Below are 13,872 nucleotides of genomic sequence, written 5' to 3'. Positions count from 1 at the left end.
AAATCAGCGGTGCATGAAATCGGGGCTGCCTAGCACCAGCGCCCCCCGCAGATCGGGCGTCGCCTCGGCTAGGGTGGCGCGGGTCTTTGGCGAGATGCTGCTGCCCAGCGTGGCGAGCAGGACTTCCGCATCGACCGGCGGCGTGGCTGCGGCCGGCAGCCGGCCCGATGCCAACGCCGTCGCGAAGCCGATGCGGCGGGTGATCGCATCCGGGTTGAGCCAGGCGTCCTGCGTGTTCTTGTAGCCGTCCGGCGTCTGGCAGCCGTAGAGCGGCATGCCGAGCTGGCGCAGCGTTCCGAGCAGGGGCCGCACGTCGGTCAGAGGCAGGTCGGTGGCGCGCACGGTCGAGGCCACGTAGTCGTAGGGCGTCTTGAACTTCAGGCCGTGCACCTTGGGACTACGGAACTCGGGGCTGTCGAACAAGGTCTTGAGCACGGCGCGGATGTCGCCGCCGCTTGCCAGGTAGCGCTGGGCGAGCCGGTCGACCAGCACGGCCGGCGGCTGGTCGGCGACGAAATACTGCGCCAGCTGGCCGCTGACATGGCGTGCGGTGGCCGGGTGCATGGCCAGCAGGTCCAGTGCCCGCTCGCCTTCGGCCTGGCCCTGGTCGCCGATGCGCTGCCCGAGCCAGAGCTTGTCGCCGCCGTCGTGCCGGCGCGCGTCGAAGAAGAAGGTGGAAGGGCCGGTGGTCGCTCGCGGCGCGAAAGTCCAGCCGGTGAGGACACGGGCCAGCTCGGTCACGTCGCGCTGGGTGTAGCCGCCATCGACGCCCAGTGTGTGCAGCTCCATCAGCTCGCGGGCGTAGTTCTCGTTCAAGCCGCTGGCCCTGGCAGCCGGATCGGCGCCGCGCGGCGGCTGGAAGCCCGGGACGGCGGATTGCCAGTTGTCCAGATAGAACAGCATCGCGGGATGGTGCGCCGTGGCCCCCAGCAGGTCGCGGAAGCGGCCCATCGCGTACGGCCGGATCGCCTCGCGCTCGTAGTTCCCGACCAGCACGCGGTCCAGGCCCTTGCCGATGAACACATTGAAGTGGTTGAACCAGAAGTCCACCATCCGTTCCTCGAGCTGGCGCGGGCTGCGCACGGCGCTCCAGAGACGCGCCTGGCCGGCCTCGATGTCGACCTGCCGGATGAACTCGCGCTGCCTGGCCTTGGCATCGTCGCTGCCATCCTTGGCAGCCTGCAGCGCCTCGCGGTACTGCGTGATCAGGTCGCGCTGCGACGCCGCGGCGGTGGACAGCGCGCCGAGCTGCTGCGCGAGATCGGCCGGCAACGGCAGGCGCTCGGGATGCAGCTGCCCGTCGATGTAGCGATCGATGCCGACCTGTTTCACGTGCGCCAGGTCGCCGGGCGCGGGGCCGTAGGCCAGGCGATTCAGGATGTGGAGCGCGTCGGCTTCCGCCGCAGGCTGCGCCTTCGCGGGCAGCGCGGCGAAGGCGGCGCACGCCAGTACCCAGGCAAGGAAGCGGACGCTTTTGGGCGATCGACGGTTCATGCGGTGCTCCTGCGACGGGGGCCTGAAAGACAGCACCCCCACAACGCCGCGCCGGCGGACCCGGTCGACCCGGTTTCGCTTCGGCCCGGAAAAGAGCCGCTGACCGGTTCGTCAGCGGGTCAGCTGGCGTGCGGCCGCGCGCGCTGCAGCGTCCGGCCGACCTCGGCCGGATCCATGCCGTACATCTCGGCGAACTCCGCCACGGTACGCCCGCTGGCCTCGAAGGCGCGCAGCAGCGCCTCGCGCTTGGCCGTGCGCGCGCCGACTTCCACGAAGGCCTCGTCGAGCACGGCGTTGGTCACTTCGTCCTGCGTGCGAACGGCCAGCACGTAGTCCTCGCGCGACAGGCCCGAGGCCTCGATGGCCTCCACCAGGCGGGCCCGCAGCTTGGGACGCAGGTCCTCCTCGGTGCGCGCCTGGCGGCGCTTGAACACCTCGAGGATCGCGTGGTGCACGTGCTCCGGGGCCACGGCCTCGACCGGCACGCCGTTCAGGTCATGGCGCTTCTCGCCGGCGGCCACGGCGTCGAGATAGCGTGTCGAGCGGGCATGCAGTCCCAGCGCGATCTTCAGGTCTTCCTTCTTGAACAGGTCGGCGTGCAGCGCCAGCAACTCCTGGTAGACACCCAGCTTCAGCGGCAGGAAGCGGGCGCCGAACATCTTCGGATAGAGCTCGAACAGCTTCTCGAGCACGGGGTTGGGCTTGCGGGCCGGGCGCTGCGGCCCTTTCTGGCCGCCCTGGTTCGCGCCCGGTTTGGCGTTCTGCCGGGCGTTCTGTCGCCCACGGCCGCCCTTCTTGGCGGCTTGAGGAGCAGATGCGGTGTCGGTCGTCGAATTCATCGGGTTTTAGGTCAGCGGAATCGGTGCCACGTCGGGCCATGCGTGCCCCGACTTTAATCCCTCGGCCCGGGCCGGCGCCGGGCCGCTCCCAAGGCGGCCTGCACCCCCTTCACCCGCGCTGCGCAGCCTCGGCTTCGGCCCGCAGCCAGCGCACGAAATCCTGGGCGTCGGGGTTGCCCGCGGCCCGCCGCGAGGTCTCGATGAAATAGCCGCGCCGCGAGGCCGCGCCCTCCCCGAAGGGCGCCACCAGTTGCCCGGTCTGCACCAGCTCGCGCAACAGCGGCAGCCGGCCGATGACCACCCCCTGGCCGGCGACCGCGGCCGCCACCGCATCGGCGTATTGGGTGAAGCGCAGCGTGTTCTTCATGCGCAGGTCGGTCAGCCCCATGACCTCCAGCCAGGGCTCCCAGTCGGCGGTCGGCGCCTCGGCATGGTTCGGCAGGTCGACCGTGAGCAGGGTCTGTTCCGGCAGGTCGCCCGGCGCCTTCAGAGCCGCGGCGACGCGCGGCGCACAGAGCGGCATCACCGACTCCTCGAACAGGGTCGGGCCGGTGCCCCGGGCGATCGGCACGAAGCGGACCGCGACGTCGATGCGGGCACGCTCGAGGTCCAGCACGTCGAGCGTGGCCGACACCCGGACGTCGACCCGCGGATGGTCCGCCGTGAAGCGCGCCAGCCGCGGAATCAGCCACAGCGAGGCGAAGCCCGGCGTGGTCGTGATCGCGACCTGGCGCAGCACCGGTGCCGCGCGCACGCGGGCCGTGGCATCGCGCAGGCGCTCCAGGCTCTCGACCACCGCGCGCTGCAACACCCGCCCGGCCTCGGTCAGCGCCAGCGCGCGGTGGCGGCGCTCGAACAGCGGCACGCCGAGGCTGGCCTCGAGCTGCTGGATCTGCCGGCTGACCGCCGACTGCGTGAGGAAGACCTCGGCCGCAGCCTGCGTGAAGCTCAGCGTGCGCGCCGCGGCCTCGAAGCTGCGCAGCAACTCCAACGGCGGCAGATCAGGCCCGGCGAGTGGGGCCTTCGCATTCTCTGGATGCATGCAACGAGTTCCGAATGACCGTATGACAGACCTTGGGGCGATGACTATATTCATTCGCAGGAAGAATGCAATGGAGCCCCTGATGACCCCCCACACCCAACGCCTGAGCCTCAGCCTGCCCAAGAAGGCGGTCTTCACCCTGCCCGACGCCCACGAGGTCGACATCGAATGCACCCGCGGCGCCGTGTGGATCACGCTCGACCACGACCGGCGCGACATCGTGCTGGAGCCCGGCGAGCGCTTCCGCAGCGACTCGCACCGGCGCGCGCTGGTGGCGGCACTCGAACCTTCCTGCGTGCGCTTCAGCGGTGAGGCGCTGTCGGTCGCCGCCCGGCCGGCGCCGGCCGAGCGGTCGCCTTGGCGACTCTGGCCCCACGGGATGTCCCCGGCTTGACCCCGGCGCCGGGGCGTTGAACCATCGACGCTCCCGGGCCGGAGGAGACGATCGCGTTGCTGTCCGCTCCGGGCCCCAATTCCCGGACGAAGGACACACCATGGCAGAGGCATATATCGTGGCCACCGCGCGCACCGCGGGCGGCCGTCGCGGCGGCAGGCTGGCGGGCTGGCACCCGGTCGACCTGGCGGCGCAGGTCATCGACGCGCTGGTGGCGCGCAGCGGCATCGACCCGGCGGCGGTGGAGGACGTCATCCTCGGCTGCGTGAGCCAGGTCGGCGAACAGGCGACCAACGTGGCGCGCAATGCGGTGCTGGCCTCGAAACTGCCCGAATCGGTGCCCGGCACCTCGGTCGACCGCCAATGCGGCTCGTCGCAGCAGGCGCTGCACTTCGCGGCCCAGGCCGTGATGTCGGGCAGCATGGACGCGGTGATCGCGGCCGGCGTCGAGAGCATGACGCGGGTGCCGATGTTCACGCCCAACGCGCTGCCGGCCAAGGCCGGCCTCGGCACCTACATGAGCCCGGCCATGCAGCGGCGCTACCCCGGCGTCGAGTTCAGCCAGTTCACCGGCGCCGAGATGATCGCGAAGAACTACGGGCTCACCAAGGACATGCTCGACCGCTACGCCTTCGAAAGCCACCAGCGCGCGATCGCCGCCAGCCGTGAGGGACTGTTCGCCGACGAGATCTTGGCCGTAGAGGTGCGCCTGGCCGATGGCTCGGCCGGCGGCGAGATGCACACGGTCGACGAAGGCATCCGCTTCGAGGCCACGCTCGAAGGCATCGCCGGGGTCAAGCTGATCGCCGAGGGCGGCCGTTGCACCGCCGCCACCGCGAGCCAGATCTGCGACGGCGCCAGCGGCGTGCTGGTGGTCAACGAGCGCGGCCTGAAGGCGCTGGGCGTGAAGCCGCTGGCGCGCATCCACCACATGAGCGTGCTGGGCCACGACCCGGTGATCATGCTGGAGGCGCCGATCCCGGCCACCGCGCGCGCCTTGGCGAAGGCCGGCCTGAAGATCGAGGACATCGACCTCTACGAGGTCAACGAGGCCTTCGCGCCGGTGCCGCTGGCCTGGCTGCAGACGCTCGGCGCCGACCCGGCGAAGCTCAACGTCAACGGCGGCGCGATCGCGCTCGGCCACCCGCTCGGCGCCTCGGGCACCAAGCTGATGACCACGCTGGTGAATGCGCTCGGCCGGCGCGGCAAGCGCTATGGCCTTCAGACCATGTGCGAAGGTGGGGGTATGGCCAACGTCACGATCGTGGAGCGGCTCTGAAATGAAACACCCCCCGAAGCGCCTGCGGCGCCTCCCCCCTCAAGGGGGGCGATACTGGCGGCCCGGCAAAGCCGGTTCCGCGGTATCCCTGATATCGGACTGCGCCGGTTTCATGTGTCGCAGGTCGCGCCACAGCGCAGTGGAGCACTGAGATGAGCAGCGTCCTCTACGAACTGAACGACGGCATCGCGACCCTCACGCTGAACCTGCCGGCCAAACTCAACCCGATCGCGCTCGACCTGCAGCAGGAACTGCGCGAGCGTTTCGCTCGCGTTCGAGCCGACAGCCAGGTGCGCGCGGTGGTGCTCACCGGCGCCGGCAAGGCCTTCTGCGTCGGCGCCGACCTGAGCGCGATGCGCGCGCCCGAGGAAGGCAAGACGCTCGGCGACCAGACCGCCGACTGGATGCAATCGATGAGCAACCCGTTGATCGAGGAACTGCGCGCGCTGCCGGTGCCGGTGGTCTGCGCGGTCAACGGGCCTGCCGCCGGTGCCGGCGTCGGCCTGGCGCTGGCCTGCGACATCGTGGTGGCGGCGCGCAGCGCGTATTTCTACCTTCCCTTCCTGCCCAAGCTGGGCATCGTGCCCGACCTCGGCTGCACCTGGTTCATCCCGCGCCGGGTCGGCCCCGCGCGCGCGATGGGCATGGCGCTGCTCGATGAGAAGCTCGGCGCCGAGACCGCGGCGCAGTGGGGCCTGATCTGGGCCGCGCTCGACGACGGCGCGCTGGGGCCCGAGGCGCTCAAGATCGCCCAGCGCCTGGCGCGCCTGCCTGCGCATGCAGTGCAGGAGGCGCGCCGCGCCATCGCGCAGTCGGAGCGGCACACGCTGCCCGAGCAACTGCACTACGAAAGCGAACGCCAGCGCGAGCTGATCGAGCAGCCGAGCTTCGCCGAGGGCGTGGCGGCCTTCCTGCAAAAGCGCGCTCCGGTCTTCCCGCCACGCTGAACGCTGCATTCCCATGATCGAACGCACCCTCTTCAGCCCCGACCACGAGGCCTTCCGCGACAGCTTCCGCCGCTTCATGGACAAGGAGATCGCCCCTTTCCACGAGGCCTGGGAGGAACAGGGCTATGTCGCCCGCGAGGTCTGGAACAAGGCCGGCGCCAACGGCTTCCTCTGCATGTCGCTGCCCGAGGAATATGGCGGCTCGGGCGCCGACCTGCTCTATTCGGTGATCCAGTTCGAGGAGCTGTGGGCCCGCGGCTTCACCGGCATCGGCTACGGGCTGCACAGCGAGATCGTGGCGCCGTACATCCTGCGCTACGGCACCGAAGAACAGAAGAAGCACTACCTGCCGAAGCTCGCGAGCGGCGAGATGATCGGCGCCATCGCGATGAGCGAGCCGGCCGCCGGCAGCGACCTGCAGGCAGTGCGCAGCACGGCGCTGAAGCAGCCCGACGGCAGCTATCTGCTGAACGGCAGCAAGACCTTCATCACCAACGGCTGGCACGCCGACCTGGTGATCGTGGTCGCCAAGACCGATCCGGCCGGCGGTGCCAAGGGCACCAGCCTGTTCCTGGTCGAGCGCGGCATGCCGGGCTTCGAGAAGGGCAAGCGGCTGAAGAAGCTGGGCCTGAAGGCACAGGACACCTCCGAGCTGTTCTTCGACGGCGTGCGGCTGCCGGCCGAGGCGCTGCTGGGCGGCGCGGCGCAGGAGAACCGCGGCTTCGTCTGCCTGATGGAGCAACTGCCCTGGGAACGGCTGCAGATCGCGATCAGCGCGGTGGCCGCCTCGCAGGCCGCGATCGACCATACGGTGGCCTACGTGAAGGAACGCCAGGTCTTCGGCCAGCCGGTGGGCGCCTACCAGAACACCCGCTACACGCTGGCCGAACTGCAGACCGAGGTGCAGGTGGCGCAGGTCTTCGTCGACAAGTGCATCGAACTGTTGATGCTGGAGAAGCTCGACACCGCGACCGCCAGCATGGCCAAGTACTGGACCAGCGACCTGCAGTGCAAGGTGATGGACGAATGCGTGCAATTGCATGGCGGCTACGGCTACATGTGGGAGTACCCGGTGACCCGGGCCTACGCCGATGCGCGGGTGCAGCGGATCTACGGCGGCACCAACGAGATCATGAAAGAGGTGATCACGCGCGCGATGGGGCTGCCGGGGCGCTGAGCCGCTGAAGATCGCACTGGCAGGCGGACGGGGGCTGCAGGACAATGCGCCCCATGCCCACCCTCAACGCCTTCTACGCCCAGTCCGGCGGCGTCACTTCCGTCATCAACGCCTCGGCCTGCGGCGTGATCGAGACGGCGCGCCGGCACCCCGACCGCATCGGCAGCGTCTACGCCGGCCGCAACGGGATCCTCGGCGCCCTGACCGAGGACCTGATCGACACCGGCCGCGAATCGGCCGAGGCGATCGCGGCGCTGCGCACCACGCCCGCCGGCGCCTTCGGGTCGTGCCGCTAMAAGCTCAAGTCTTCGACCACGAACCGGCGCGAGTACGAGCGCCTGATCGAGGTCTTCAAGGCCCACGACATCGGCTATTTCTTCTACAACGGCGGCGGCGATTCGGCCGACACCTGCTTCAAGATGAGCCAGCTGTCGCAGTCGCTGGGCTATCCGCTGCAGGCCATCCATGTGCCGAAGACCATCGACAACGACCTGCCGCTGACCGACTGCTGCCCGGGCTTCGGCTCGGTCGCCAAGTACGTCGCGGTGTCGACGCTCGAGGCCTCGCTCGACGTCCGCTCGATGGCCGCGACCTCGACCAAGGTGTTCGTGATCGAGGTCATGGGGCGCCATGCCGGATGGATCGCCGCGGCCGGCGGGCTGGTCGAGGCGCACGGCATTCCGGTCGTGATCCTGTTCCCCGAGATTCCGTTCGACCAGGCCGTCTTCCTGGCGCGCGTGGACGCCATGGTGAAGCATCACGGCTACTGCACCGTGGTGGTCTCCGAAGGCTGCCATCACGCCGACGGCACTTTCCTGGCCGAGCAGGGCAGCAAGGATGCCTTCGGCCACGCGCAGCTCGGCGGCGCGGCACCGGTGGTGGCGCAGATGATCAAGGACGCGCTGGGCCACAAGTTCCACTGGGCGGTGGCCGACTACCTGCAGCGCGCGGCGCGGCACATCGCCTCGGCCACCGACGTGCGGCAGGCCTATGAACTCGGCCAGCGCGCGGTCGAGCTGGCGCTCGAGGGCCGCAACGCCGTGATGCCGACCATCGAACGCAGCTCCGACCAGCCCTATGCCTACCGCATCGGCACGGCGCCGCTCGACGCGGTCGCCAACGCCGAGAAGTTCATGCCGCGCGACTTCATCTCGGGCGACGGCTACGGCATCACCGAGAAATGCCGGCGCTACCTGCTGCCGCTGATCCAGGGCGAGGACTATCCGTCCTACCGCGACGGGCTTCCGGTCTACGTGACGCTCGACAACGTCGCGGTGGCGAAGAAGCTGGCGCCCTTCGAGCTCGCGGGATGAACGCAGTGGCCCGCCCCGATCCGTCGCGCTGTCCCTTGTGCGGCGAGTCGAACCGCTGCGCGATCGAGATCGAGCGCGAGACCGGCCAGGCCCAGCCGCCGTGCTGGTGCAGGGAGGTCGGCTTCAGCGAGGCCCTGCTGGCCCGCGTGCCGGACGCACAGCGCCGCCTGGCCTGCATCTGCGCGCGCTGCGCCGCCCGGGAAGCGCTTCAGGACTGAGCCGCCACCGGTTCTTCCTTGGCCGCCATCGCCGGCATGCCGCCGCGCTCGCGCTGCTCGGTGATCACCTGGTGGAACGGTCGGCCCAGTCGGCCGGCGGCCCGTTGTCGCAACACCCGATTCTGGCCGCCGATACTTCGCGCTGAAGCGGTGCAAACGCCGATATCCTTGCAGGACGGCCCGGCGCGGGCGACTCCCACTCTCGATGAACAATCCTCCCCCGCAGTCCCTGAGCAGCCGCTACGGCGAACGCTATCGCTGGCTCCTGCTCGTTTCGGTCATGGTCGGTGTGATGGCGTCGATCATGTCGTCGACCATCGTCAACGTCGCCATTCCCGGCATGAGCCATCATTTTTCGCTCGGCCAGGAACGCGCCCAGTGGGTCAGCTCGGGCTTCATGGTGGCGATGACCGTGTCGATGCTGACCACGCCCTGGCTGCTTTCGCGCTACGGCTACCGGCGAACCTACATCGGCACCATGGTGCTGCTGATGGCGGGCGGGTTGGCTGGCGGGCTGGCCACCGACTTCACGCTGGTGCTGATCGCGCGCGTGGCCGAGGGGCTGGCGGCGGGCGTGGTGCAGCCGATCCCGGCCATCATCATCCTGCGCGCCTTCCAGCCCCAGGAGCAGGGCCGCGCCAGCGGGATCTTCGGCATGGGCGTGGTGCTGGCGCCGGCCATCGGGCCCAGCATCGGCGGCGTGCTGGTCGACCTGTTCGGCTGGCGCTCGATCTTCTTCATGGTGGTGCCCTTCTGCCTGGCGTCGATCTGGCTGGCTTACAAATTCGTGCCGACCACCGCGCCGGGCGGCGTGGTCGCGGTACGCAGCGACGGCCTCGACTGGCGCGGACTCGGCCTCGGCACCCTCGGCACCCTGTGCCTGCTGAACGGCCTGGTCGCCCTGCGCGGTGACTCGGCGCTGCACGCCACGCTGCTGCTGGCCGGCGCGGGAACCGCCTTCGGCGCCTTCGTCGCCTGGCAGAAGCGCCTGGCCGCCAGGGGCGGCGCTCCGCTGATGAACCTGGCGCTCTTCCAGTACCGGCAGTTCGCGATGGGCAGCGTGGTCGCCTTCATCTACGGCACCGCGCTGTTCGGCTCGACCTACCTGCTGCCGGTCTACATGCAGGTCGGGCTGCAGCTGTCGGCCTCGCACGTCGGCACCATCCTGCTGCCGGCCGGCATCGTGCTCGCCCTGACCATCGCCGGCGTCGGCCGGCTGGCCGACCGGCAGCCGACCTACCTGCTGGTGGGCATCGGCCTGGTGCTGCTGGCCGCGTCCTTCGCGCTGATGGTGGTGCTCCGCCTGGACAGCCCGCTGTGGCTGCTGGTGGCCTTCGCGATCATCGGGCGCATCGGCCTGGGCTTCATCCTGCCTTCGCTCAACCTGGGCTCGATGCGGCCGCTGGCCAAGCCGCTGATCCCGCAGGGCGCCAGCGCCATCAACTTCCTGCGCATGCTGGGCGGCGCCGCGGGCGTGAGCCTGTGCGCGATCGTGCTCGAATGGCGGCTCGCGGCGCACGGCGACTCGCTCGCCAATCCGGCCACCAGCCCGGCGCGGCTGGCCGCCTTCGACGAGGTGTTCATGCTGCTGGCGGGGCTCTGCGCGCTGGCCATCGTCGCGGCCTGGCAGTTGCGGGTGAAGGCCGCGCCGCCGAAGAGTTGAATCCGCTTCGGTTCTAATAACCGCCATGTGCCAGCTGCTCGGAATGAACTGCAACACGCCGACCGACGTGACCTTCAGCTTCACGGGTTTCGCCCAGCGCGGCGGCCGCACCGACCACCATGCCGACGGCTGGGGCATCGCCTTCTTCGAGGACCGCGGCCTGCGGCATTTCGTCGACCACCAGCCGGCCTGCGAGTCGCCGGTGGCCGAGCTGATCCGCCGCTATCCGATCCAGAGCCGCAACGTCATCGCCCACATCCGCAAGGCGACGCAGGGCGCGGTGAACCTGCAGAACTGCCATCCGTTCGTGCGCGAGCTGTGGGGCCGCTACTGGGTGTTCGCCCACAACGGCGACCTGAAGGATTTCCGGCCGCGGCTGCACGGCAGTTTCCACCCGGTGGGCAGCACCGACAGCGAGCACGCCTTCTGCTGGATCATGCAGGAGCTGGCCAAGTCGCATGCCGACGTGCCGAGCATCGACGAACTGACGCTCACATTGCGCGAGCTGGCACCGCGGCTGGCGGCGCACGGCACCTTCAATTTCATGCTGTCGAACGGCCAGGCCCTGTGGGCCCACGCCTCGACCCATCTCTGGTACGTCGAGCGCCGGCATCCCTTCCTGACCGCCGAGCTGTCGGACGAGGACCTGAGCATCGACTTCGCCCAGCACACCACGCCGAACGATCGCGTGGCCGTGGTGGTGACCGCGCCGCTGACGACCAATGAGACGTGGACGGCGTTCGCACCCCGGGAACTGGCGGTGTTCGTGGACGGGCAGCGGCGCGGATAGCGCCTGTGTAGCGGGCAAGATTCGCGGTCTGACCGCCAATGCCGCTCCCGCCGGTCGAGTCAGTTGGCCTGGGGAAAAGCCTGACGCCACACGTCGGAACTTCACCGCCAGCGGCCCGTCAAACTCCTTTCGACGTGCGCCTTTTGGTCGCGCGCAAGCGCATCGGGATGCACGAAGGCGCCCGGCTCTGTCGGTTGCAAGGAGAGCGCGCATGGAAAAGATGCTTCACCTGCTCGAGACATTCACCGCCCGCGGAAGCGATGGACAGACCTACCGTGTCCAGGCCTATGAACACCTCGCCCGTCTCGACGCGGTTCCCGACACGCAAGGCCAATGGGAGCCGACGGGGCTCACCGAATACAAGCTGGCGGATGGTCGGCATATCGGCGTCGACAAGGATGGCGTGATGACGTTGGCCGGCACGGGGATGAGGCTGAAACGCGACCCTTCCCCGCAGGACTGAGAGTGATGCCCGCGTGAGCGGGAGTTGGCCCGACGCTGGGTAAGCCCAACCCGAGGAGAGGACCATGCCAACCGAGAAAAAGCGCCCGATCGCCCAGTTCGAACCCGGCTCCTACCGGGTGAATCCGCCCAAGAACGCGAAGGAGGTGATCGCCCTCGTACGGGAGCACGGAATCCAGATCGTCGACCTCAAGTTCACCGACCTGCCGGGACTGTGGCAGCACTTCTCGATCGGACTGCCGGAGCTCAACGACGCGTTGTTCGATGACGGCATCGGGTTCGACGGCTCCTCGATCCGCGGTTTCCAGGAGATCCACGAGTCGGACATGCTGCTGCAGCCGGACCCGAGCACCGTATTCATCGATCCGATGTGCGAGACCCCGACGCTTTCGATGACCTGCAACGTGATCGACCCGGTGCTCAAGGGACCCTACTCGCGCGATCCGCGTTTCGTGGCCCGCAAGGCCGAGCGTCACTTGAAGGACACCGGGGTCGCGCAGACCTGCTACTTCGGCCCGGAGCTCGAGTTCTTCATCTTCGACTCGATCCGGTTCGAGCAGAACACGCATTGCGGCTACTACTACGTCGATTCGGTCGAGGGCGCATGGAACTCGGGCCGGGACGAAGGCGCATTCGGGGGCGGGAACCTCGGGTACAAGCCGCGCTACAAGGAAGGCTATTTCCCGGTGCCCCCGCACGACACGCTGCAGGACATCCGCTCGGAGATCGTGCTGGGGCTGATGAACGCGGGTGTGCAGGTCGAGATCCACCACCACGAGGTGTCGACCGCGGGCCAGAACGAGATCGACATGAAGTTCGCGCCGCTCGTGCGGATGGCCGACAACGTGATGGTCTACAAATACTTCGTCAAGAACATCGCGCGCCGGCACGGCAAGGTTGCCACCTTCATGCCGAAGCCGCTCTTCGCCGACAACGCGAGCGGCATGCACTGCCACCAGAGCCTGTGGAACGAGAAGCGCAATCTTTTCTACGACGCCAAGGGTTGGGCACTGACCTCCGAGCTGTGCCGCTGGTACATCGGCGGGCTGCTCAAGCATGCGCACGCGCTGATGGCGTTCTGTGCGCCGACCACCAACTCCTACCGGCGGCTCGTACCGGGCTACGAGGCGCCGGTGAACCTGGTGATGTCGCAGCGAAATCGCTCGGCCGCGGCGCGCATTCCGATGTATTCGGACTCGCCGAACGCAAGGCGCGTCGAGTTCCGTTGTCCGGACCCGACCGCGAATGCCTACCTCGCGTTCGCGGCCATGCTCATGGCGGGCCTCGACGGGGTCGCCAACAAGATCGACCCGGGGCCGCCGCTCGACAAGAACATCTACGAGCTACCCCCTGAGGAGGCCAGGAGCATCGCGAAGGTACCTGGATCGCTCGACGAGTCACTGCGCGCGCTGGAGAAGGATCACGACTTCTTGATGTGCGGAGACGTGTTCACAAAGGACGTCATCGAGACTTGGCTCGAACTCAAGTGGAAACACGACGTCGATCCCGTGCGGCTGCGCCCGCACCCGTGGGAGTTCTATCTCTACTTCGATGCCTGAGACCCGGCGTGAACCATCGGCAAGGAGACTCGGCAGGTCGTGGTGCTTCGCCTGTTGAGCGCAAGCTCGACGCAGCCGCAGGACCTTCCCTCAACCCGGAATATTCGGCTCGACCAACTGGGCCAGCGCGAGAAGCGACTCCTGCCAGCCCAGGTAGCACATTTCTGTCGGAATCACATCGGGGATGCCTTCCTGCACGACGGCCATTTCGGTGCCACAGGACACGGGGGTCAGCGTCACGGTGGTCTTCATGGTGCCCGGCAGGTTGGGGTCGTCGAAGGTCGCATCGTATGCAATTCGCTGGCCGGGGACAAGTTCCAGGTACTTCCCACCGAACGAGTGGCTGTGGCCGGTACCAAAGTGGGTGAAGGACATGCGCCAGGCGCCCCCGACCACGGGCTCCATGCTATGGACTTGGCCGGTAAATCCGAATGGTGGCAGCCAGCGCTCAAAAGCGCTGGGTTCGACGAAGGCACGGTAGAGCCGGTCCGGTGAGGTGCGCAGCACGCGGTGCAGACGGATGGTGTTGGTAGCCATGGTTGCGTTCTCCTGAAGTGCAGAGGATGACCCTCGACTGATACGTCGAATGAGCCTGCGGAAAATCGACACCGAACGAGTCAGAACTCAAGAATGGGCCSCGGGCAGCGCGTCGCAGACGACGACGCCGGCCGGATTGCCGCCGACCTCCCCGTCGG

At 68.5% G+C, this 13,872-nt stretch carries 15 protein-coding genes; 10 read left to right on the top strand and 5 right to left on the bottom strand.

Annotated elements, in window-relative coordinates; translation table 11 throughout:
- Positions 1-3 precede the first annotated feature (3 nt).
- The 3 genes from AC1D2E_RS27315 to AC1D2E_RS27305 all read right to left on the bottom strand — a co-directional run bounded on the left by AC1D2E_RS27315 (position 4) and on the right by AC1D2E_RS27305 (position 3,375).
- The gene (locus AC1D2E_RS27315; protein ID WP_478200296.1) at positions 4-1,494 is read right to left on the bottom strand and encodes a DUF1800 domain-containing protein; all 1,491 of its coding nucleotides are present in this window, start codon (positions 1,492-1,494) and stop codon (positions 4-6) included.
- A 119-nt stretch (positions 1,495-1,613) separates the two neighbouring features.
- On the bottom strand, positions 1,614-2,333 hold the full coding sequence (locus AC1D2E_RS27310) for a ProQ/FINO family protein (RefSeq protein WP_478200295.1): 720 nt from the start codon (positions 2,331-2,333) through the stop codon (positions 1,614-1,616).
- 109 nt (positions 2,334-2,442) lie between these two features.
- Complete coding sequence (locus AC1D2E_RS27305; RefSeq protein WP_478200294.1) at positions 2,443-3,375, bottom strand: LysR substrate-binding domain-containing protein; 933 nt, start codon at positions 3,373-3,375, stop codon at positions 2,443-2,445.
- Positions 3,376-3,457: 82 nt separating this feature from the next.
- Here AC1D2E_RS27305 and AC1D2E_RS27300 point away from each other — a divergent pair, with 82 nt between their 5' ends.
- The 6 genes from AC1D2E_RS27300 (at position 3,458) to AC1D2E_RS27275 (ending at position 8,703) form a co-directional block, all read left to right on the top strand.
- Positions 3,458-3,769 (top strand): DUF2917 domain-containing protein, encoded by a 312-nt coding sequence (locus AC1D2E_RS27300; protein ID WP_478200293.1) that lies wholly within the window; start codon positions 3,458-3,460, stop codon positions 3,767-3,769.
- Positions 3,770-3,869: 100 nt separating this feature from the next.
- A complete protein-coding gene (locus tag AC1D2E_RS27295; RefSeq protein WP_478173055.1) occupies positions 3,870-5,048 on the top strand; it encodes an acetyl-CoA C-acetyltransferase in 1,179 nt (392 codons plus the stop codon).
- A gap of 152 nt (positions 5,049-5,200) precedes the next feature.
- Positions 5,201-5,995: an enoyl-CoA hydratase-related protein gene (locus AC1D2E_RS27290; RefSeq protein WP_478200292.1), complete on the top strand. Its 795-nt coding sequence runs from the start codon at positions 5,201-5,203 to the stop codon at positions 5,993-5,995.
- Between the two features lie 13 nt (positions 5,996-6,008).
- On the top strand, positions 6,009-7,172 hold the full coding sequence (locus tag AC1D2E_RS27285) for an acyl-CoA dehydrogenase family protein (RefSeq protein ID WP_478200291.1): 1,164 nt from the start codon (positions 6,009-6,011) through the stop codon (positions 7,170-7,172).
- Between the two features lie 53 nt (positions 7,173-7,225).
- Positions 7,226-8,485: a 6-phosphofructokinase gene (locus AC1D2E_RS27280; protein ID WP_478200290.1), complete on the top strand. Its 1,260-nt coding sequence runs from the start codon at positions 7,226-7,228 to the stop codon at positions 8,483-8,485.
- Positions 8,482-8,703: a cysteine-rich CWC family protein gene (locus tag AC1D2E_RS27275; protein ID WP_478200289.1), complete on the top strand. Its 222-nt coding sequence runs from the start codon at positions 8,482-8,484 to the stop codon at positions 8,701-8,703. Before AC1D2E_RS27280 ends, AC1D2E_RS27275 begins: the two co-directional genes overlap by 4 nt.
- On the opposite strand, the gene AC1D2E_RS27270 is transcribed toward AC1D2E_RS27275, so the two are convergent.
- Complete coding sequence (locus tag AC1D2E_RS27270) at positions 8,694-8,816, bottom strand: hypothetical protein (RefSeq protein WP_478173060.1); 123 nt, start codon at positions 8,814-8,816, stop codon at positions 8,694-8,696. The genes AC1D2E_RS27275 and AC1D2E_RS27270 overlap by 10 nt on opposite strands.
- 92 nt (positions 8,817-8,908) lie before the next feature.
- Between AC1D2E_RS27270 and AC1D2E_RS27265 the strand changes: the two genes are divergently transcribed.
- The 4 genes from AC1D2E_RS27265 (at position 8,909) to glnA (ending at position 13,177) form a co-directional block, all read left to right on the top strand.
- The gene (locus tag AC1D2E_RS27265) at positions 8,909-10,366 is read left to right on the top strand and encodes an MFS transporter (protein WP_478200288.1); all 1,458 of its coding nucleotides are present in this window, start codon (positions 8,909-8,911) and stop codon (positions 10,364-10,366) included.
- A 25-nt stretch (positions 10,367-10,391) separates the two neighbouring features.
- A complete protein-coding gene (locus tag AC1D2E_RS27260) occupies positions 10,392-11,156 on the top strand; it encodes a class II glutamine amidotransferase (RefSeq protein ID WP_478200287.1) in 765 nt (254 codons plus the stop codon).
- Positions 11,157-11,367: 211 nt separating this feature from the next.
- Entirely contained in the window at positions 11,368-11,619 is a 252-nt protein-coding gene (locus AC1D2E_RS27255) for a hypothetical protein (RefSeq protein ID WP_478200286.1), read from the top strand.
- 64 nt (positions 11,620-11,683) lie between these two features.
- Entirely contained in the window at positions 11,684-13,177 is a 1,494-nt protein-coding gene (gene glnA, locus AC1D2E_RS27250; RefSeq protein ID WP_478200285.1) for a type I glutamate--ammonia ligase, read from the top strand.
- Positions 13,178-13,267: 90 nt separating this feature from the next.
- Here the strand turns inward: glnA and AC1D2E_RS27245 are convergent, their stop codons facing one another.
- Positions 13,268-13,714 (bottom strand): SRPBCC family protein, encoded by a 447-nt coding sequence (locus AC1D2E_RS27245; protein ID WP_478200284.1) that lies wholly within the window; start codon positions 13,712-13,714, stop codon positions 13,268-13,270.
- Positions 13,715-13,872: the final 158 nt, after the last annotated feature.

It is taken from the genome of Variovorax sp. P1_H2, assembly GCF_056405295.1.
The sequence above is the reverse complement of the archived record's forward strand: the minus strand, read 5'-3'. Positions and strand labels throughout refer to the sequence as shown.